Genomic DNA, 18,852 nt, shown 5'->3' with positions numbered 1-18,852 from the left:
CTTAGTGACGATAAATCATCTTATTACTGTTAATTCACCTTACTGGTTTTTTTTGAGCCGTAATTCCGTTTTGTCTTTGGGCAAGGTATCAACAGTTTACGATCGCGAGCTTGACCATGTATTGCCAGAAGAGGCAGCATTTAATCCCCTGAATAGACATGGTTTAATCGCTGCACATGCTGTTTCTGTGGCTTGTTCGAGACTGTCCTCAATGTTACTTTCAGGCTCAATTCTCCCATAGCAATGATTTGATCATTCCTAATGTATCTATGTCTCATTTACTTAACTCTATGCTTGAGCTAAACCTTAGCTTCGTTAACACTATGTAAAGCGTTAGCTTGGCCCTGACATCACAATAGCGTCATTATGTTGAGTAATATTAATGAAACCAATAATTTGTAGCAGTGCATTAGAGGCCGTTTCATTTATTGAAAATGGTGAAACCTTATGGACTCACTCTATGGGGGCAACCCCCATATTACTGCTCGATGCGTTAGCCAAACATGCATTAACAAAGCATGGTTTAACATTATTGCAGTTACATACCGAGGGGGCCGAGTCGCTAAGTGATCCCCGTTTAAAGGATCATATTCGCCATCGTTGCTTCTTTGCCGGATCACCCACGCGGTCGTTGCTACAAGGAGGTGATGCCGATTATGTGCCCATTTTTCTTTCTGAAGTGCCTAAATTGTTTCGTTCTGGCGAGCAGCACATCGATACTGCCATTATCCAAGTGTCTCCACCGGATAAACACGGTATCTGTTCTTTAGGCATATCGGTCGAGGCAACGCTAGCGGCTTGTCAAATGGCGGCTAAAATCATTGCTCATATTAATCCTATGATGCCTCGTACTCATGGTGATGGCTTTATTCATTATAATAAGCTGGCCGCTGTGTATGAGCAGAGCATGCCGTTACCACAACATTTATTCGCTCCAAGCGATGCAATCAGCCTGGCCATCGGCCAACATGTGGCAAAACTGGTAGGTGATGGTGCTTGCCTACAGATGGGCATAGGTGCGATCCCTGATGCTGTGCTGGCATGTTTAACCGCACATAAAGATTTGGGCGTACACACAGAGCTTTTCTCTGATGGGGTGCTTAATCTGATTGAACTTGGAGTGATAAACAATAGTCGTAAGAAAGTTCATCCCGGCAAGACTGTGACAGGCTTTGCATTGGGTAGCCAACGACTTTATGATTTTGTAGATGACAACTCTTCGGTCATATTCATGGATATTGAGCAGGTTAATGACACGGCTATTATCCGTAAAAACCCCAATGTGATGGCAATAAACTCAGCGTTACAGGTCGATATTTCAGGCCAAGTGTGTGCTGATTCATTAGGGACACAAATTTATTCAGGCGTAGGCGGCCAGATGGACTTTATCCGAGGGGCAGGATTATCTGAAGGAGGCCGATCTGTCATTGCATTACCCAGCACAGCAGCTAATGGCACTGTGTCACGAATTAGCACAGTATTATCGCCAGGGGCTGGCGTAGTAACCACTCGTGCGCATGTGCATTATATTGTCACCGAGTATGGAACCGCTTATTTACGCGGTAAATCGTTACGCGAGCGAGCCCGAGCACTGATTGATATCGCCCACCCTAAGTTTAGAGAGCAGCTTTGCCAAGAAGCTTTTGAGATGTGGCGACTTAAGGTTTAAATACTGTTGTTGAACAGTTTGAGTCAATTTTTTCTTATTATGGCCTGCGGCCACTAACGTCGTGGCGCTTCGCCCACACCAGACCAAGAGGAAACCAACGGCTGTTCCCTCTTGGATCTCCCAGCCGCCCCGCAACATTTTCGCTATTTACAAAGCAACAGCTGCGAAAAGGTCGCCATGGGGTAGATCCAGCTTTTAACTTTATTTTTAGTTAGCCTCGGCCTTATTCGAAAATACTAACGCTTCCGATGGTACATCCTGTACCGCGAAAGCTAGCCTGACGTCCTGTCAGGCTCACGCATTCTTTTATAAAGAGTCTTCAACGACCTCAATGCAATAGACATTCTGAGCATGGATTATAAGACCTTAGTTTTATTAAGTGATTACTAGTGTGTTTTTAATAGACAGGTATGCCTAGACCCGTTATGTTGAGACATCAACAAGGATGAAGACTAACCGCGTTCAGCTGTTAGCATCACCAACATCAGGACGATGTTTCTATTTTTACTGAGAATAATCTTTCTAGTGTTGCAATCTTATCGTTGAAAAACTGTTTTAATTTGTTTTACTTTTATAAAAAGGAAATTTCTATGGCTGTAAAACACACACCTACTGGAGTTGTCCATCAAGGAAGCAAAGGTGGTAATACTGGATGCGGCACAAATACAAAGACAAACTCGGATCATTGGGTTCAATCATCAGAACGAGTAACTTGCGACAAAAATGGTTGTAAAAACTAAGTATAAATAAAGCCGCTTGGAAGATTTCTAATCTTTTTATGCGGCTTTTTTAACTTTAGTAGTACTTTAAATTCGGTATAACGGTGATTAATAATTTCAGATTTTACTTAACTAATTAATATATATGAATTGTAAATAGACATAAGTATATAGAGCAGTTATCTTTAATATTTAACAAGGACGAAAAATTACATTCAGCCGAAGAAACATAATCATACGACTATTTTTTAAAGCTATGCATCTACTTTTATTTATCGAATGCTAATGTTTTCTTGTAGAATTATATGGCTTTAGTGATAATCATACATGACAGTAAAATCATCATTTAATGCATGTTTAAATATAGTGCTATCTAAGTGAGTAAAGGGGGAAAGTTGAACAGTATTAATGAGTTATTACTTCAAATATCCAAAAGGGCGGAAAGGAAAAGTAGTGATTATTTAGTTAAATCATTTGTTCACCTTGGTCACGTATTTACTATCTTAAAAACTGAAGAAAACCAGATAATTTATGGCAGAAGAGGAACGGGGAAGACTCATTTATTACTTTTTCTCAAAAATTCTTTAGAAGAAAAAAATGAGATTGTAATTCAAGCTGATATGAGATGTTTAGGCTCCACTGGTGGAATTTACGCAGATACAAATATTCCATTAAGTGAACGAGCAACGAGATTACTTTCTGATCTGCTTTGTGAAATTCATACATCTCTCATTGAGCAAATTTCTGGAAATGATATTTGTGACTTATCTTTAGCTGCCCCTTATTTAGATAACCTGCTAGACCTATCAACAAATATTTCAATAGATGGAACTGTCGCGATAGAGCGATCTAATGGAGAATCCTCAGAAAATAATCAGCAATTAAGTGGATCGATTTCATCTGTACCTTTGTTTAATGTTAAAGGAAGCAAACAAGAGAAAAATAGTCAAATTGTGTCGAATAAAAATACAACATCAGGTAAAGAGAAATTGAAACTGCACTTTGGTGCTATTTCAAAGAGTATCAAAAATATCATACAATTGCTCCCTAGTAATAAACTGTGGATACTTTTGGATGAATGGAGTGAAGTCCCTCAAGATCTTCAACCATTTCTAGCTGAATCCATCAAAAAAATCCTTTTCTCAATACCTACCTTGACAATAAAAATTGCCTCAATAGAACACAGATCTAGATTTCGAATGGTAAATGATAATGAATCAATCGGTTTAGAATTATCAGCGGATGCATCAACTTCAATAAATTTAGATGAGTTTATGGTTTTTGATACGGATAAAACTAAATCTATAGAGTTTTTCAAAGAATTAATTCATAAACATTGTTTAGCATTAGATGAAAGTAATTATTGTCCTGTAGAAAGTAATAAGTTTATAAAACAAATATTTACATCAAATTCAGTTTTTGAAGAGTTTGTTAGGGCTTCAGAAGGGATACCAAGAGATGCAATTCATATCATTTCAGAAGCGGCTATGCACTCAGGCCGTAATAGATTATCAATTTTTTCAATTAGAACTGCAGCAAGAAAATGGTATACAACTAATAAAAGTAAAGATATAAATTCTTGTGAGGAAGCAATCCATTTATTAGACTGGATCATTAATAAGGTAATTGCTGAAAAGTCGACTCGAGGTTTTTTAGTAAGAGCGGACGTTAAAGAGGATTTAATCGAGTTCTTATATGATTCTAGAATTATTCACCTTGTAAAACAGGGTGTAACAGCAAAAAATCAAAAAGGTAAGAGATTTAACCTTTATGTTCTAGATTACGGTTGTTATGCAGACCTGCTATCAACAAAAGATGAGCCTAAAGGAATGATATATGAAGAAGGTGAATATATTGAAATTCCTTTAATTGATTACCGAAGTTTGAATAGCTCTATATTAGATATAAATGAGTATAAAAAAACAGGGCACTTGCCTCTAGTTCAATCGACTGATGATATATATTTGCAAACGAAACATAATGGAATCAGAAAAAAGCCTGATAATGAAATTGATATAAGTTTTTTAGATAACATCGGTGTCGATTTTAACAAGTTAAAAGTTAAAGAAACTGTTTATATTCCAATAATATTTGTAGGATTGATTTTAAGGTTAAAACTCGGACATACTCAAAGCAGTGGCTCTGAAATAACTCATGTATTTAACCATTATGTTGCGGGCATCGATTCACACAAAAAATCAAATAACATTTCACGTGCTCTTCGTGATAATGAGATTGTCAAAAGTGAGTCTTGGTTAAAGATCCACGAATTAAAAAATGGAAATAGGTTCTCATTATCAACTGGATGGGAAAAATGTTGGGATGAGTATTTTAACACTTACAGGCTAATAGAATAAATACTGAGTTTAGCAAACTTTTCTCTTGAGGCCGTTGTAGAAAATAGCATGAGCCTGACAGGACGTCAGGCTAGCTTTCGCGGTACAGGATGTACCATCGGAAGCGTTAGCATTTTCAAATAAGGCCGAAGCAGGCTGCAAATGAAGTCCAAAGCTAGAGCTATTTCCGTCGCAATTTTTTCGCTGCTGTTGTTTGGTTAAATAGCGAAAATGTTGCCGGAACGGCAGGGGTGATCCAAGAGGGGATTGCTGTTGATCCCCTTTTGGCCCGTGCAGGGTGGAACCTTGCGATCTTAGTTCAAACGAAGTTTGTAAATTCTGGTGTGGGCGAAGCGCCACGACGTTGGTGGCAGTAGGCCATAATATAATAAATTAAAACGATTATTCGTTTAACACACCATCTAGGTTTATGATTTAATAGTCTCAATAATGAAGTTGATGAGGTCTAATCATGATAATAGCCTGTCCCCATTGCGATACCTTAAATCGCGTCCCTGAAGAACGTCTTGAACAACAACCCACTTGTGGAAAGTGCAAACAGAGCCTATTTGTGGGTGAGCCGATAACACTAACTGCCGCAAATTTTAGTCACCATGCTAATAAATCAGAACTGCCACTGGTGGTCGACTTTTGGGCTAGCTGGTGTGGTCCGTGTAAAAACTTTGCCCCAGTATTTACTCAAGCAGCTAAAAAATGGGAACCCAAATTTCGTTTCGGCAAACTCAACACCGAAGAGCAACAAGCTCTCGCTGCCCAATTCAATATTCGCTCTATTCCAACCTTGATGGTATTTAAACAAGGCAAAGCTGTTGCACAGCAATCGGGCGCTATGCCTGCATCATCATTTAACCAATGGCTAGAGTCGATTAAATAGATTGTGGACGTTAGATTACTCATTAAAAACGCGATAAACTATCGCGTTTTTGCTTAGCTTTATTTTGATTGTTGTTTAAAAGGATTTGATAAACATGAAAAAAATCTTAGTTATCTGCTTATTTGGCCTCGCATTATTTAGCTTTTTAGATCGAAAGGTTTCAACCACTCAAATTGTACAAAACGTTTATGCTGGTTATACCGCTGACAGTGATAGCGTGTTGCAAAATGCTATTGATAATAAGCTAAGTAACCTTCAAGTTGGTGGTTCAGGGTATGTGGTAAAAATACTTGCTGACGATCTGAAAGGCAGTCGCCACCAACGATTTATTCTGAAAATTGCCGGCGGTAACACGCTATTAGTTGCCCATAATATTGATTTAGCCCCACGGATAGAAAACTTAAATGTCGGCGATACGGTCGAGTTTTACGGCGTTTATGAATTTAACAACAAAGGCGGCGTTATTCATTGGACTCACCACGACCCACGTGGACAACATCAAAGTGGCTGGTTAAAGCATAATGGCAGCAACTATCAATAAATCGTAGTTTTAATGGTATTCCAACAAGGAAAACTTACAGTATAACAAGTATTTGCCGTGCTCGTATCACAAATGAAGCAATGGTTAGAATTACCAAGGTGACTTTTTACTGGTAATTGAAGATGATCTTACTGTTTCAACTTGTATCAGGATTCATTTATTTAAGTCTGTTGAAGACTCTCTATAACTGAATGCGTGAAGCTCACACATGACTTTCTGGCACATCTGACCTACTTGAATATTCGAAATATCATTATGATGTCGGCAATATCATTGCCTATGCCATCACGCCTTTCGTGAATCCATTCAAATCAGATTCTCATAGAAAGCGTTAGCATTTTCACTCTTCATTGTAAGAAGAGCTGAGGCCGGATTTAAATGAGGTTAAAAGCTGTAGTTATTTTAAACGTAACTTTTTTCGCCTCTTTTGTTTTTAGTCAATAGGGAAAATGTTGCCGGAACGACAGGGGGGAATTCTTCTGTAAATAGAAAAGAGGGGGGGGACCATTGAGCCTTTTTCGACCTATGCAAGGGGGAACCTTACGATGTTAATTTGCTATTTGTGAAGCGCTTCGACCTCGGTAGCCACAGGCCGTAGAGTTTAATAAAACAAAGGGCTGGATTCCGGCTCAAAAGCATTGCCGGAACGACGTTTGATTTGACCTGTGTAAGGGTGGGACCTGGCGATTCCCTCGGTTATTAGGCTGCAAAAGAATTAATGATCCTAATTACTCAGGATCATTATCTATTCAAGGTCACTCTAATCAGAATTACTCTTTACTCTCGGTCACTCTCTATTCTGTGGCAGTCTACTCCGGGTCATAGTCCAATACTGGCGCTAGCCACTTCTCTGTCTCTTCCAAGGTCATGCCTTTACGCTTAGCGTAGTCTTCTACCTGATCTTTACCAATATTAGTTACGCCAAAATAGCGTGATTTGGGATGGGCAAAGTACCAGCCTGAAACTGCAGCTGTTGGGTACATGGCAAAGCTTTCGGTAATATTTAAATCGATAGTCTCATCGGGTTTGAGCAAATCCCACAACAAACCTTTTTCAGTGTGGTCTGGGCATGCTGGGTAACCTGGCGCTGGACGAATGCCTTTATAACGTTCGCGAATTAACGCTTCGTTATCGAGCACTTCATCCGCGGCATAACCCCAAAATTCTTTACGAACACGTTCGTGCATGCGCTCGGCAAAGGCTTCGGCTAAACGGTCTGCTAAACATTTGAGCATAATCGCATTGTAGTCATCGTGATTGGCTTCAAAACGGGCAACATGTTCATCAATACCGTGCCCCGTCGTCACCGCAAAACCGCCCATGTAGTCGGCAACGCCTGAATCTTTTGGTGCAACAAAGTCAGACAAACAGAAGTTGTCGTTACCCACGCGCTCAAGCTGCATCCGCAAATGATGGGTGGTCATTTCTAATGTGCTGCGGCTTTCATCAGTGTATAGCTCAATGTCGTCGTGATTAACGGTATTCGCTGGGAATAAACCGATTACTGCTTTGGCGGTAAGCCACTTTTCAGCAATAATTTGCTTCAACATGGCTTGGCCATCGGCAAATAATTTAACGGCTTCTTCACCAACGACTTTGTCTTTTAAAATTTCAGGGTAATGACCGTGCAGTTCCCAGCTTCTAAAGAACGGCGTCCAGTCGATACGTTCGACTAGATCTTCTAGCGGGTAGTCATCAAATACTTGGCGGCCTAATACATTAGGCGTAAACGGGGTGTAGTTTTCCCAGTCGTGTTGACAACGATTATCACGCGCCGCTTCAATCGATACGATGGTTTTACGCTTAGTTTGCGACAAACGTTTTTCACGCATCATGTCGTATTCGGCGTAAGCCTCGTCGATGGTCGCCTGGCGAGTGGCGTTATTAATCAGTTTTGACACCATAGGCACAGCACGAGATGCATCGGCAATGTAAATGGCGCCATGTGGATAATGCGGTGCTATTTTTACTGCAGTATGAATTTTAGAGCAGGTTGCACCACCGATAATTGCAGGGATGGTTAAGCCTTCACGGTGGAAGGTTTTCACGTTGTGCACCATTTCATCTAAACTTGGAGTGATTAAACCTGACATGCCGATGATGTCGATATTATGCTCTTTTACTGCATCGAGAATTTTATCGACCGATACCATTACCCCAAGATCGACCACTTCGTAGCCGTTGCAGGCGAGAACCACACCGACGATATTTTTACCTATGTCATGCACATCACCTTTTACGGTGACCATTAAAATTCGCCCGTTTGACTGGCCAGCAACCTTTTCCAATTCGATATAAGGATTAAGGTAAGCGACGGCTTTTTTCATTACCCGAGCCGATTTAACTACTTGTGGTAAGAACATTTTGCCTGCGCCAAATAAGTCGCCGACCACGTTCATGCCGTCCATTAATGGCCCTTCAATCACGTCCAGTGGACGCACAGCTTCTTGGCGGGCAGCTTCAGTGTCTTCGTCAATAAATTCAGTAATACCTTTAACCAATGCGTGCGACAAACGCTGCGATACTGGCCAACTGCGCCAGGCTAAATCTTCTTTTTTAGCCACTTGTGAGCCATCGCCTCTAAAGCTTTCAGCGATGTCGAGCAGTTGTTCAGTGTTACTTGAGTCGGCTACTGGGCAAGGTAAGTTTTGAACTACGTTTTCAACCCGTTTTTTTAGCTCAGGATCAATGTCATCGTATATGGCTAACTGACCTGCGTTAACAATACCCATGTCCATACCCGCTTGAATGGCATGGTATAAAAACACCGCGTGAATGGCTTCGCGCACTGGGTTGTTACCGCGGAATGAGAATGACACGTTAGACACACCGCCGGAGATCATCGCGTGTGGCAAGGTGGCTTTGATGTCTTTAATGGCTTCGATAAAGTCGACAGCATAATTGTCGTGTTCATCAATACCGGTGGCAATAGCAAAGATGTTGGGATCAAAAATAATATCTTCTGGAGGAAAGCCGACAACATCGACCAAAATGCGATAAGCACGAGTACAGATTTGAGTTTTACGTTCACGAGTGTCAGCTTGGCCCTCTTCGTCAAAGGCCATTACAATGGCAGCAGCGCCGTAGCGTTTGACTAAGGTGGCTTGTTCGATAAATTTGGCTTCACCTTCTTTCATCGAAATCGAGTTAACAATCGACTTACCTTGGACGCATTTAAGACCGGCTTCAATCACTTCCCATTTTGATGAGTCAATCATGATTGGTACGCGAGAGATGTCGGGCTCAGAGGCGATTAAGTTTAAAAACTTCGCCATAGACGCGACGCCATCGAGCATCCCTTCGTCCATGTTGACGTCGATAATTTGTGCGCCATTTTCAACCTGCTCACGCACGACATCTAAGGCTTCTTCAAACTTTTCTTCTTTAATTAAGCGTAAAAACTTAGCTGAACCGGTCACGTTGGCGCGCTCGCCGACGTTAACAAATAACGAATTTTTATCTATGGTCAAAGGCTCTAGGCCCGATAAACGACAAGCCACGGGCAGATCTGGGATCTGTCTGGGTTCGTGTCTGAGTACCGCTTCACGAATGGCGCTGATATGAGCGGGTGTACTACCACAACAGCCGCCGACAATGTTGAGCATGCCTTCTTGAGCCCATTGATTAATGACTTCGGCCATTTCTTCTGGGGTTTCATCGTAGCCACCAAATTCGTTAGGTAAGCCCGCATTTGGGTGGGCGGAAACATAACACTCGGCAATACGCGATAATTCTTCAACGTACGGGCGCAGCTCTTTAGGACCAAGGGCACAGTTAAGGCCAATCGATAACGGCTTGATATGGCGTAAAGAGTTATAAAAGGCTTCTGTGGTTTGCCCTGTTAAGGTTCGGCCTGAGGCGTCGGTAATGGTGCCTGAGATCATAACAGGTAGGCGATCGCCGAGTTGATCGAATACTTTTTCAATCGCAAATAGAGCGGCTTTGGCGTTTAAGGTATCAAAAATGGTTTCAACTAAAATGATATCGGCGCCGCCTTCAATTAAGGCGCTGGTGGATTCGACATAAGCGTCGACTAATTGGTCGAAACTGACATTACGAAACCCAGGGTCGTTAACGTCTGGACTGATAGAGCAGGTGCGGTTAGTTGGGCCTAATACGCCGGCAACATAACGTGGCAAACCTGTTTGCGCAGCCACTTCGTCGGCTGCTTGGCGGGCAATTTGGGCTCCGGCTAGGTTAATTTCGGCGGCCAGAGACTGCATATCGTAATCGGCCATGGCGATGGTGGTGGCATTAAAGGTGTTGGTTTCAATAATGTCGGCACCGTTTAACAGGTACTGGGTATGAATATCTTTAATAATTTGCGCTTGGCTGAGTACTAATAAGTCATTGTTGCCTTTAACATCGCAATGCCAATCTTTAAAACGCTCGCCACGATAATCTTCTTCTTCCAACTTGTAGTCTTGGATCATGGTGCCCATGGCGCCATCTAAAATCACAATACGCTGCGCTAACAATGCATTAAGTTGTTCAAGTGTTTGACTGTAAGAAGTCGATTTCGCCATAACAGTTACCTTTTTATCACTATGTTGCTTGATACCTTAATTGAGATAAGCATACCCTTATTTTTACCAGAGTAGGGCGATAACATCATTGTTTATTACAGCTACTACAGGCAATTTTTGGTTGCTACTGTAGATCAGAGCTATTGCTCATAATGATGACCTTTTATATGCTGACCTGTTAAGATAGTATTTTGGACATATAAACGTATAGACGTCCATAGTACGCGAATTTTTACCGCTAGAGCAAGGCTGATTTAAGCTCAATGAGGCGCAATTTGATTTAATTTGATTTACTCGATAGCTGGATAAGTAAGTTAACATCAGAATAGTTAATTAAATTGAGGGTACATTTGCTCTGTGTTAGCAGTGCAAGGCACTGTTTGATAAATGTTTATGACTCTCTAACTAAGGTTTATGTCAATGAAGCGAGCCAAGATAATATTAATGCGCCATGGTGAGTGTGAAGGTGGAGGGATATTTCGCGGCCGCACCGATGTGAAGCTTACCGATATTGGTCTGACGCAAATGCAGCAAGCTTTTATCGAGCAGCAATATCCGATTAGTCATGTATTTAGTTCGCCGTTGTTGCGTTGTCAGTTATTTAGCCAAGCTTTAGCACAGCAACTATCGTTACCGTTAACCACTTTATCTTCACTACAAGAAATTGATTTTGGTGTCTGGGATGGGCAATCATTTGATGCTATTTATCAGCAAAACCCACAACAATTTGATGCTTATTGGGATAACCCTTGGCTGGCACAAAATACACCAGACAAGGCTGAGTCGGTAACCGATTTTGCCGCACGAGTGGAAGCTGGCTTAATGACCGTTGTTGATGCTCTGTGGAGCTCTTTTGCGCAGACAGATAGTGCTCAACAAAAGCCTAATGGTGACGATTGTCCCCATGCGTTAGTGGTGACTCATGGTGGCGTAATGCGCTGTTTAGTCGGATATGTACTCAATACTGGCCAATGTAGCGGATTATTCGCTAACCTAGCGATCCCCTATGCTGCTATTATGGTGCTCGATGTGTATTGGCCTGACGATGTTGATAATATTGATCGTTTTCAGCTGCCAATAAAAGATACTAAAGCCGCTAAAGTGAGCTTTACCTTACATTGGCCTAAGAATTGAGAACCACCAGAGTCGTGTTATGGCGTTACTGTCATCGTCGTTATAGTCTCAATATCATGGTGTTAAAATGACTAGCTTACTATTTATTGTATTAACATCATGTCGTTAAGATGATTATCTTCAACACGATAGTTTAAAAAGTAGTGCCTTTCAAGGTATTGGGAATTGGGATAAGCCCAAACTGTACCCGCAACTGTAAATGGATCAATTAAGTATTGGTGCATAAGTCAGATACCAGCTTTGAATCGCCTCATTATCCATACCTAAGCGGGTGACTTAGGGGAGTGATTAAATCGATGTATGTGTTAATTAATTGGACATGGCGAGGTTACTTGCATGTCTGAGTCTGTATTAGATGTAAATCATCTTTTTTGGCAAGTCGATAATAAAATGATTTTGGCTGACATTCATTTCAGTCTGCCTAAAGGTCAAATGCTAGGCTTAATTGGCCCAAATGGCGCGGGTAAGTCAAGCTTGTTACGTTGCCTGTATCGTTACATTGTGCCCACGAGCGGCGATATTGCGATTTTTTCCAAACCCATCAGTGAGTTTTCATCTAAGTTGCTAGCGCAAAATATTGCGGTGGTACAACAAGATACGCCGCATTATTTTGACATGACCACCGAGCAGTTAGTGACCATGGGGTTAACGCCGCATAAAGGTTTGTTTGATCCTAATACCGTCCAAGACCGTGAGCGTGTATTAAGCGCATTAGCCAAAGTGGGCTTGCAGCAACAAGCACTGCAACAGTATGAACTGTTATCTGGTGGTGAAAAACAGCGTGCACTTATTGCCCGCGCTATCGTGCAACAACCGCATATTCTTATTTTAGATGAACCCACTAATCATTTAGATATTCGTTATCAAATTCAAATTCTTGAACTGGTTAAATCATTAGGCATTAGCGTTATCGCATCGATACATGATCTAAATTTAGCCAGCGCGATGTGCGATAAATTATTACTACTCGATCACGGACAGTTAATTGCTAAAGGCACTCCAACTGAAGTGCTGACCGAGCGACAAATTAGTGATGTGTTCGGTGTGTGCTGCGACATTAATGTTCATCCACAACACGCAAAGCCCCTGATTAGTTATTTTTATGGTTACCAACCCAGCCACAAAGTGGGCCCTGATCATGATTGATGCATCCCAACGTCGCTACTATGTTTACTTCAGCTTGTTGGTTGTAGTTACACTGCTTACTCCGATTTTTGCCGCCAGTTTTGGGGCGGCCAATATTCATCTAAATGACGTATTAATGATATTTAATACCTTAATAGGCGGCGACATGCCGAGTGCGATTGATGGCAGTGAGCATGCAGTTAAGATAACTCAACGTATTGTGCTTGAATTACGCTTGCCGAGAATTTTATTGGCCTTTGTCGCCGGCGCTGGTTTGTCTATAGCGGGCAGTGTATTACAAACCGTGACCCGCAATCCTTTAGCTGACCCGTATTTGTTTGGCATTAGCTCTGGGGCGTCATTTGGTGCGGTGTTGGTGGTGTCGTTATTCAGTCAAACGGGTTTGTTTGCCGAGATGTTTTCAGGGGTATTTACCCTAGCGCCAAACTTTACCGCACAACCTTGGTGGTCTTGGTCGACATTAAGTATTCCGATAGGAGCATTCATCGGCGCCAGTTTATCTGTGTTGGTGGTGTTTATGTTGTCGGGACCTGGTCGAAGTAGCCAAGTTGAACGTATGTTGTTATCCGGTGTGGCGACCTCGTTTCTGTTTGGTGCATTGACCAGTTTGTTGTTGTATTTTTCGACCCCACAGGCTGCGGCGTCAGTGCTGTTTTGGAGTTTAGGCAGTTTTGCCAAAGCCAGTTGGTCTAACTTACTGTTACCGAGTGTAACGGTAGGGGTTAGTTTATTGATTATGTTGACTTTTAGACGACAAATTATGGCGTTGCAAGCGGGAGATGAAACCGCGCATACCTTAGGAATTAATGTCGCTAAATTGCGTTTAAGTATGTTGTTACTGTGTTCGCTTATTACGGCAATGCTAGTGGCAACGTGTGGTGGCATTGGTTTTGTCGGTTTAATGATCCCGCACACGGTTAGGTTATTGTTTTCTGGGCGTCAGCCGATGATCTTAACCGCGATGTTGGGTGGCTTATTTATGGTGTGGATTGATGTGATAGCGCGGTGTGTTTTATTTAATCAAGAATTGCCCGTTGGTATTATTACAGCAGCGTTAGGCAGTGTGTTTTTCTTGTTTATTTTACGCCAACGGCGCTAATTATTTAGACACAGGTATAAGAACTTTTATAAGAATTGCTATGCGCATCATGTTGAAATTTATTAGCCCAAGTTGTTGGAGTTGAAATGTTTGTTATAGAAGCCGTTAATCCAGATGTTGATGACATCATCCAGCATAAGATTAATCAAAAAACCAAACCGCTAGGGGCTTTAGGTCAACTAGAATCGTTGGCATTACAGGTTGCTCGGGTGCAATATAATGGCAATCAGCAGCGATTAAGTACACAGCTGCAAATCACTAAGCCAACTATGTTAGTGTTTGCTGCCGACCATGGTATTGCCGCTTATGGCGTGTCGATTGCGCCAAGCGAAGTGACGACTCAAATGGTGCATAACTTTGTTCAAGGCGGCGCGGCAATTAACGTGTTTTGTCGCCAGGTCGGCTTTGAACTTGAAATTATTGATTGCGGTATATTACAACCGCTGACAGGGCAAACGAGCGTTATCGATCAGCGCTTAGGCGCCGGTACTCACGCTATGCATTTGTGTGCTGCTATGGGGCTTGAAAAAGTCGCCCAAGGGTTTGAGTTAGCTCGCCAGCTGGTTATGCGTCATGTTGCAGGCGGCTGTAATCTGATTGCCTTAGGTGAAATGGGCATAGGTAATACGTCTGCCGCGACGGCGGTAATGTCAGCAATGCTTAATATTGATGTTGAGCAATGTGTTGGCCGAGGCACGGGCATTGACGATGCAACCTTGGTCACCAAAACACAATTAATTAATCAAGCTCTGGCATTGCATCAGCCTACTTTAGTGTCTCCAGAGGCTATTTTAGCTCATGTGGGGGGCTTTGAAATCGTGCAAATGACTGGGGCTATTTTAGCAGCCGCAGAGCAAAAAATATTAGTGGTCATTGATGGTTTTATCGCTACTGCTGCAGCATTAGTTGCGGTAAAATTATCTCCACAATCAAGAGACTATTTAATCTTTGCTCACGAGTCGCAAGAGCAAGGACACAAGCTTTTGTTACAACAGCTACAAGCAACACCTTTGTTGTCGCTGGGATTAAGACTTGGAGAAGGCACAGGCGCTGCATTAGCCTTGCCGTTAATTCAAGCCGCGGTGCATTTTTACAATCAAATGGCCAGTTTCGATGATGCTGGCGTTCATAATGTGGTTTAAGGGTACAACATGTCTGGCGAGATAAAGTGGTTGCGGCAGTTAAATTTGTTTTTTGTGGCAATGAGTTTTTTTACTCGGATCCCCGTTCCATCATGGGTGGTGATTGATCGCGATAAACTGAATCAGGCCAGTCGGTATTTTGGTTTGGTCGGTTTAATGATTGGTTTAATTTGTGCGTTGGTATTTTGGTTAGCACAATTAATTTTACCTGCGAGCATTGCCATTCTACTGGCGATGGTGGCCGGTGTGTTGGTGACTGGTGGGTTTCATGAAGACGGCTTAGCCGACACCGCTGATGGCTTTGGTGGTGGTTGGACGGTAGAAGATAAGCTGCGGATTATGAAAGATTCGCGCTTAGGCAGTTATGGTGCTTTAGCCTTGGGGTTAGTGTTATTACTGAAATGGCAACTGTTAGTCGAGCTAGCATTATACAGCCCTATGGCTGCGGTAAGCGCTCTGGTAGCAGGTCATACCTTAAGTCGAGTGGTGGCTTCTAGCTTAATTTTTAGTGAACAATATGTTCGCGATGACGATAGCAGCAAATCTAAGCCTATTGCAGAAAACCAACAGTTAAACGATTTATTTATTTTGATTGCCAGCGGTATTTTTGTGTTGTTATGGCTTAACGGCGTGGCGGCATTTGTGTTGTTTATTACCTTGTGGTTAGTGCGTATTTTGCTTGGTGGCTTTTTCCGTAAACAGATTGGTGGCTACACCGGTGATACGTTAGGGGCAGCGCAACAAATCAGCGAAGTATGTTGTTACTTAGTTATTTTAGCGGTTGGGTTAAGCTAATGATTCATTTGGTGTTAGGTGGTGCGCGCAGTGGTAAGAGTCGCTTTGCTGAGCAATGCGTTGCTGAATACGCAGCGATTGGTTATCAATGCGTGTATTTAGCAACCGCGACCGCGTTAGACACAGAAATGTCGCAACGTATTCACCAACACCAACAAGATAGAGTATCCAGCCCCCATGGCTGGATACTGCACGAACAAGCTTATGATATTGCCCAAACCTTAGTGGCAATCGATAAACCCCAGCAAGTGATCTTGCTCGATTGCCTAACCTTATTACTTACCAATCATTTACTACTAGATGATGGCGCTTCGTGGGCCATGCAAAAGTCATTATTGCTCGACAGTTTGTCTGCATTGCAAAGTGAAGTGGTGTTAGTTAGCAATGAAGTCGGTTCGGGTATTGTGCCTATGGGCGAGCTCAACCGCCGTTTTGTTGATGAAGCTGGTTGGTTAAATCAAGCGATAGCAGCGATATCTGACCAAGTGACTTTGGTGGTTGCAGGCCTGCCATTGCCCTTAAAAGCATAATGTCATTAGTTCATTCCACACCTGTAACAGGTGACCCCCTTTGCGGCGCATTAATGGTGCAAGGCACTACTTCCGATGCGGGTAAAAGCACCTTAGTGGCGGGGCTGTGTCGTTTATTTGCCCGTCAAGGCGTGAGCGTTGCTCCGTTTAAGCCGCAAAATATGGCGTTAAACAGCGCCGTAACCCTTGATGGTGGTGAAATTGGCCGCGCCCAAGCACTGCAGGCTATTGCTTGTGGTTTAGCGCCTCATACCGATTTTAATCCGGTGTTATTAAAGCCCAGCTCAGATACGAGCGCGCAAGTGATTATTCACGGTAAAGCCTTGTCTACATTAGAAGCTAAGGCCTTTTTCGGACCTCAGAGCCAAGGTTATAAAACCATGGCATTAGCGGCGGTAATGCAATCTTACACTCGCCTGCAGCAGCAATATTCCTTGGTGGTGACTGAAGGTGCGGGTAGCCCGGCCGAAATAAATTTACGCCAAGGTGATATTGCCAATATGGGCTTTGCTGAGGAGGCTGATTGCCCAGTAATCATTATTGCCGATATTGACAAAGGTGGTGTGTTCGCCCATTTAGTTGGTACGTTGGCATTATTAAGCCCGTCTGAGCAAGCACGGGTAAAAGGCTTTGTGATTAATCGTTTTCGCGGTGACATCAGCTTGTTGCAGTCTGGTATCGACTGGCTTGAAGCTTATACTCAAAAACCAGTATTAGGCGTATTACCTTATTTACACGATCTGCATTTAGACGCTGAAGATGCATTAATTGATAACCCTCAAAGCACGCTATCGACCGCATTATCTGCCAGTCAGCGTTTGTCTGTGTTGGTATTAGTGTATCCAAGGATCAGTAATCATACCGATTTTGATCCACTGCGTTTACATCCACATATTGATTTTCATTATGTGACTATGCAGAGCATGGCTCAAGCATCTGAGTGGCCAGCCGCGGATTTAGTCATATTGCCTGGCAGTAAAAATGTGCGTGCAGATTTAGCTTTTGTGCGCGAGCAAGGTTGGGATCTCGCCTTGAAAAAGCATTTACGTTACGGCGGTAAAGTCATCGGGATTTGTGGCGGTTACCAAATGCTCGGTGAGTGGATTGATGATCCCTTAGGTATTGAAGATAACGTTGGTTGCAGTGACGGATTGGGCTTATTACCGATTACTACCGTACTAACTGCTAGTAAAACCTTAACTCAAGTAAGGGGTCACTTACGTTTACAAGGCCAGCAGGTAGAGTTTAGTGGTTATGAGATCCATTGTGGTGAGTCTTCACTTACAGAGAATATAACTCAGCCGTTATCGATTGAACAATATGCCGCTCAGCCCATGCCAGTTACTAAGCTTGATGGCATGGTGAGCAATGACCAACAAATTTTAGCGACTTACGTGCATGGATTATTCGATCATCCCGCTGCATGCCAACTTATTTTGCAGTGGGCCGGCTTAGAGAGTCGCCATGCTATTGATATTAACCAGATCCGCGAGCAGCAACTAAATCGTCTTGCCGACGTACTCGAAGCGCATTTGGACATGAACACATTGAAAGGAATAATCTCATGACAACTGATAACCACGATAATGAACAAGCTAGCACTATTGATGCAAACAAAGCTGAACGTCATAAAGCCCGCCAACAGAAAGTTAAAGTGGGTGTTGATGCCAAAATTGCTGCTGCTCAAGATGAGAAAGGCATTTTATTAGTGTTAACCGGTAATGGTAAAGGCAAATCAACCTCTGGTTTTGGCTCTGTGACGCGCGCTGTTGGTCATGGTCATAAAGCCGCGGTAGTGCAATTTATTAAAGGCACTTGGGCTTGTGGTGAGCGTAATTTACTCGAAGGTGCAGGTGTACCATTTCATGTCATGGGCACCGGCTTTACTTGGGAAACTCAAGATAAAGAAAAAGACACCCAAGCTGCCATGGAAGCTTGGCTCGAAGCTGAAAAACTCCTTAAAGATGAATCGATCAACATGGTGTTGTTAGATGAATTAACTTACATGGTCAGTTATCACTATATCGAACTTGAGCGAGTATTAACGGCGTTAAGAAATCGCCCAGCGATGCAACATGTGATTATCACTGGTCGCGCTTGTCATCGTGACATTATTGAGTTAGCTGATACAGTAAGTGAAATTGTTCCGATAAAACATGCGTTTAATGATGGCATTAAAGCGCAGTTAGGGTTCGATTATTAATCATTGATGTCGCTGAACCCATACATTGACATAATGTACCCATAGTTTGACAAATTTAACCCATCCAATGACATAAAAATGGCTTTTGGAACATAATTACAAAAACCATTTTTATGT

At 42.5% G+C, this 18,852-nt stretch carries 14 protein-coding genes and 1 riboswitch; of the genes, 13 read left to right on the top strand and 1 reads right to left on the bottom strand.

The genetic code is table 11. The annotated features are described in order from the left end of the window. The 5 genes from H5185_RS22780 to H5185_RS15395 form a co-directional block, all read left to right on the top strand. On the top strand, positions 1-241 hold a 241-nt coding region (locus H5185_RS22780), incomplete at its 5' end, for a hypothetical protein (RefSeq protein WP_220494479.1). A 141-nt stretch (positions 242-382) separates the two neighbouring features. Continuing rightward, the gene (locus H5185_RS15410) at positions 383-1,669 is read left to right on the top strand and encodes an acetyl-CoA hydrolase/transferase family protein (RefSeq protein WP_182742529.1); all 1,287 of its coding nucleotides are present in this window, start codon (positions 383-385) and stop codon (positions 1,667-1,669) included. Between the two features lie 1,114 nt (positions 1,670-2,783). Next, a complete protein-coding gene (locus H5185_RS15405; protein ID WP_182742528.1) occupies positions 2,784-4,745 on the top strand; it encodes a hypothetical protein in 1,962 nt (653 codons plus the stop codon). A gap of 451 nt (positions 4,746-5,196) precedes the next feature. Further along, complete coding sequence (gene trxC / locus H5185_RS15400) at positions 5,197-5,619, top strand: thioredoxin TrxC (RefSeq protein ID WP_182742527.1); 423 nt, start codon at positions 5,197-5,199, stop codon at positions 5,617-5,619. A 94-nt stretch (positions 5,620-5,713) separates the two neighbouring features. Beyond that, a complete protein-coding gene (locus tag H5185_RS15395) occupies positions 5,714-6,160 on the top strand; it encodes a DUF3465 domain-containing protein (protein WP_182742526.1) in 447 nt (148 codons plus the stop codon). An 809-nt stretch (positions 6,161-6,969) separates the two neighbouring features. On the opposite strand, the gene metH is transcribed toward H5185_RS15395, so the two are convergent. Next, on the bottom strand, positions 6,970-10,686 hold the full coding sequence (gene metH, locus H5185_RS15390; protein WP_182742525.1) for a methionine synthase: 3,717 nt from the start codon (positions 10,684-10,686) through the stop codon (positions 6,970-6,972). A 420-nt stretch (positions 10,687-11,106) separates the two neighbouring features. On the opposite strand from metH, the gene H5185_RS15385 reads away from it, so the two are divergent. From H5185_RS15385 to cobO, 8 genes are all read left to right on the top strand, one after another. Further along, positions 11,107-11,820, top strand: coding sequence for a histidine phosphatase family protein (locus H5185_RS15385; RefSeq protein WP_182742524.1), 714 nt, complete (start codon positions 11,107-11,109; stop codon positions 11,818-11,820). Between the two features lie 121 nt (positions 11,821-11,941). Next, a riboswitch (cobalamin riboswitch) is annotated at positions 11,942-12,078 on the top strand. A 78-nt stretch (positions 12,079-12,156) separates the two neighbouring features. Continuing rightward, complete coding sequence (locus H5185_RS15380; RefSeq protein WP_124015604.1) at positions 12,157-12,966, top strand: ABC transporter ATP-binding protein; 810 nt, start codon at positions 12,157-12,159, stop codon at positions 12,964-12,966. After that, positions 12,959-14,065 carry an iron ABC transporter permease gene (locus H5185_RS15375; protein ID WP_182742523.1) on the top strand — a complete coding sequence of 369 codons (1,107 nt, stop codon included), beginning with the start codon at positions 12,959-12,961 and terminating at the stop codon, positions 14,063-14,065. The genes H5185_RS15380 and H5185_RS15375 overlap by 8 nt, the downstream gene beginning before the upstream one ends. An 86-nt stretch (positions 14,066-14,151) precedes the next feature. Beyond that, positions 14,152-15,207 (top strand): nicotinate-nucleotide--dimethylbenzimidazole phosphoribosyltransferase, encoded by a 1,056-nt coding sequence (cobT, locus tag H5185_RS15370; protein WP_182742522.1) that lies wholly within the window; start codon positions 14,152-14,154, stop codon positions 15,205-15,207. 9 nt (positions 15,208-15,216) lie between these two features. Continuing rightward, the gene (locus H5185_RS15365) at positions 15,217-16,002 is read left to right on the top strand and encodes an adenosylcobinamide-GDP ribazoletransferase (RefSeq protein WP_124015607.1); all 786 of its coding nucleotides are present in this window, start codon (positions 15,217-15,219) and stop codon (positions 16,000-16,002) included. Next, on the top strand, positions 16,002-16,532 hold the full coding sequence (cobU, locus tag H5185_RS15360; protein ID WP_182742521.1) for a bifunctional adenosylcobinamide kinase/adenosylcobinamide-phosphate guanylyltransferase: 531 nt from the start codon (positions 16,002-16,004) through the stop codon (positions 16,530-16,532). The genes H5185_RS15365 and cobU overlap by 1 nt, the downstream gene beginning before the upstream one ends. Next, complete coding sequence (locus tag H5185_RS15355) at positions 16,532-18,100, top strand: cobyric acid synthase (RefSeq protein WP_182742520.1); 1,569 nt, start codon at positions 16,532-16,534, stop codon at positions 18,098-18,100. The genes cobU and H5185_RS15355 overlap by 1 nt, the downstream gene beginning before the upstream one ends. Next, the gene (cobO, locus tag H5185_RS15350) at positions 18,097-18,735 is read left to right on the top strand and encodes a cob(I)yrinic acid a,c-diamide adenosyltransferase (RefSeq protein ID WP_124015610.1); all 639 of its coding nucleotides are present in this window, start codon (positions 18,097-18,099) and stop codon (positions 18,733-18,735) included. The genes H5185_RS15355 and cobO overlap by 4 nt, the downstream gene beginning before the upstream one ends. The last annotated feature ends 117 nt before the right edge of the window (positions 18,736-18,852 follow it).

Origin of the sequence: Shewanella sp. SG44-6 (genome assembly GCF_014164185.1) — a bacterium.
In the GTDB taxonomy this organism is placed as follows: Bacteria; Pseudomonadota; Gammaproteobacteria; order Enterobacterales; family Shewanellaceae; genus Shewanella; species Shewanella vesiculosa.
This window is presented reverse-complemented; position numbering and strand designations above follow the sequence as displayed.

Excerpts from the sequence above, each read along its gene's own strand:
- cobU (WP_182742521.1), top strand. The coding sequence starts at position 16,002 with ATGATTCATTTGGTGTTAGGTGGTGCGCGCAGTGGTAAGAGTCGCTTT.
- H5185_RS15385 (WP_182742524.1), top strand. The coding sequence starts at position 11,107 with ATGAAGCGAGCCAAGATAATATTAATGCGCCATGGTGAGTGTGAAGGT.
- H5185_RS15365 (WP_124015607.1), top strand. The coding sequence starts at position 15,217 with ATGTCTGGCGAGATAAAGTGGTTGCGGCAGTTAAATTTGTTTTTTGTG.
- cobO (WP_124015610.1), top strand. The coding sequence starts at position 18,097 with ATGACAACTGATAACCACGATAATGAACAAGCTAGCACTATTGATGCA.
- H5185_RS15355 (WP_182742520.1), top strand. The coding sequence starts at position 16,532 with ATGTCATTAGTTCATTCCACACCTGTAACAGGTGACCCCCTTTGCGGC.
- H5185_RS15375 (WP_182742523.1), top strand. The coding sequence starts at position 12,959 with ATGATTGATGCATCCCAACGTCGCTACTATGTTTACTTCAGCTTGTTG.
- H5185_RS15410 (WP_182742529.1), top strand. The coding sequence starts at position 383 with ATGAAACCAATAATTTGTAGCAGTGCATTAGAGGCCGTTTCATTTATT.
- cobT (WP_182742522.1), top strand. The coding sequence starts at position 14,152 with ATGTTTGTTATAGAAGCCGTTAATCCAGATGTTGATGACATCATCCAG.
- metH (WP_182742525.1), bottom strand. The coding sequence starts at position 10,686 with ATGGCGAAATCGACTTCTTACAGTCAAACACTTGAACAACTTAATGCA.
- H5185_RS15395 (WP_182742526.1), top strand. The coding sequence starts at position 5,714 with ATGAAAAAAATCTTAGTTATCTGCTTATTTGGCCTCGCATTATTTAGC.
- trxC (WP_182742527.1), top strand. The coding sequence starts at position 5,197 with ATGATAATAGCCTGTCCCCATTGCGATACCTTAAATCGCGTCCCTGAA.
- H5185_RS15380 (WP_124015604.1), top strand. The coding sequence starts at position 12,157 with ATGTCTGAGTCTGTATTAGATGTAAATCATCTTTTTTGGCAAGTCGAT.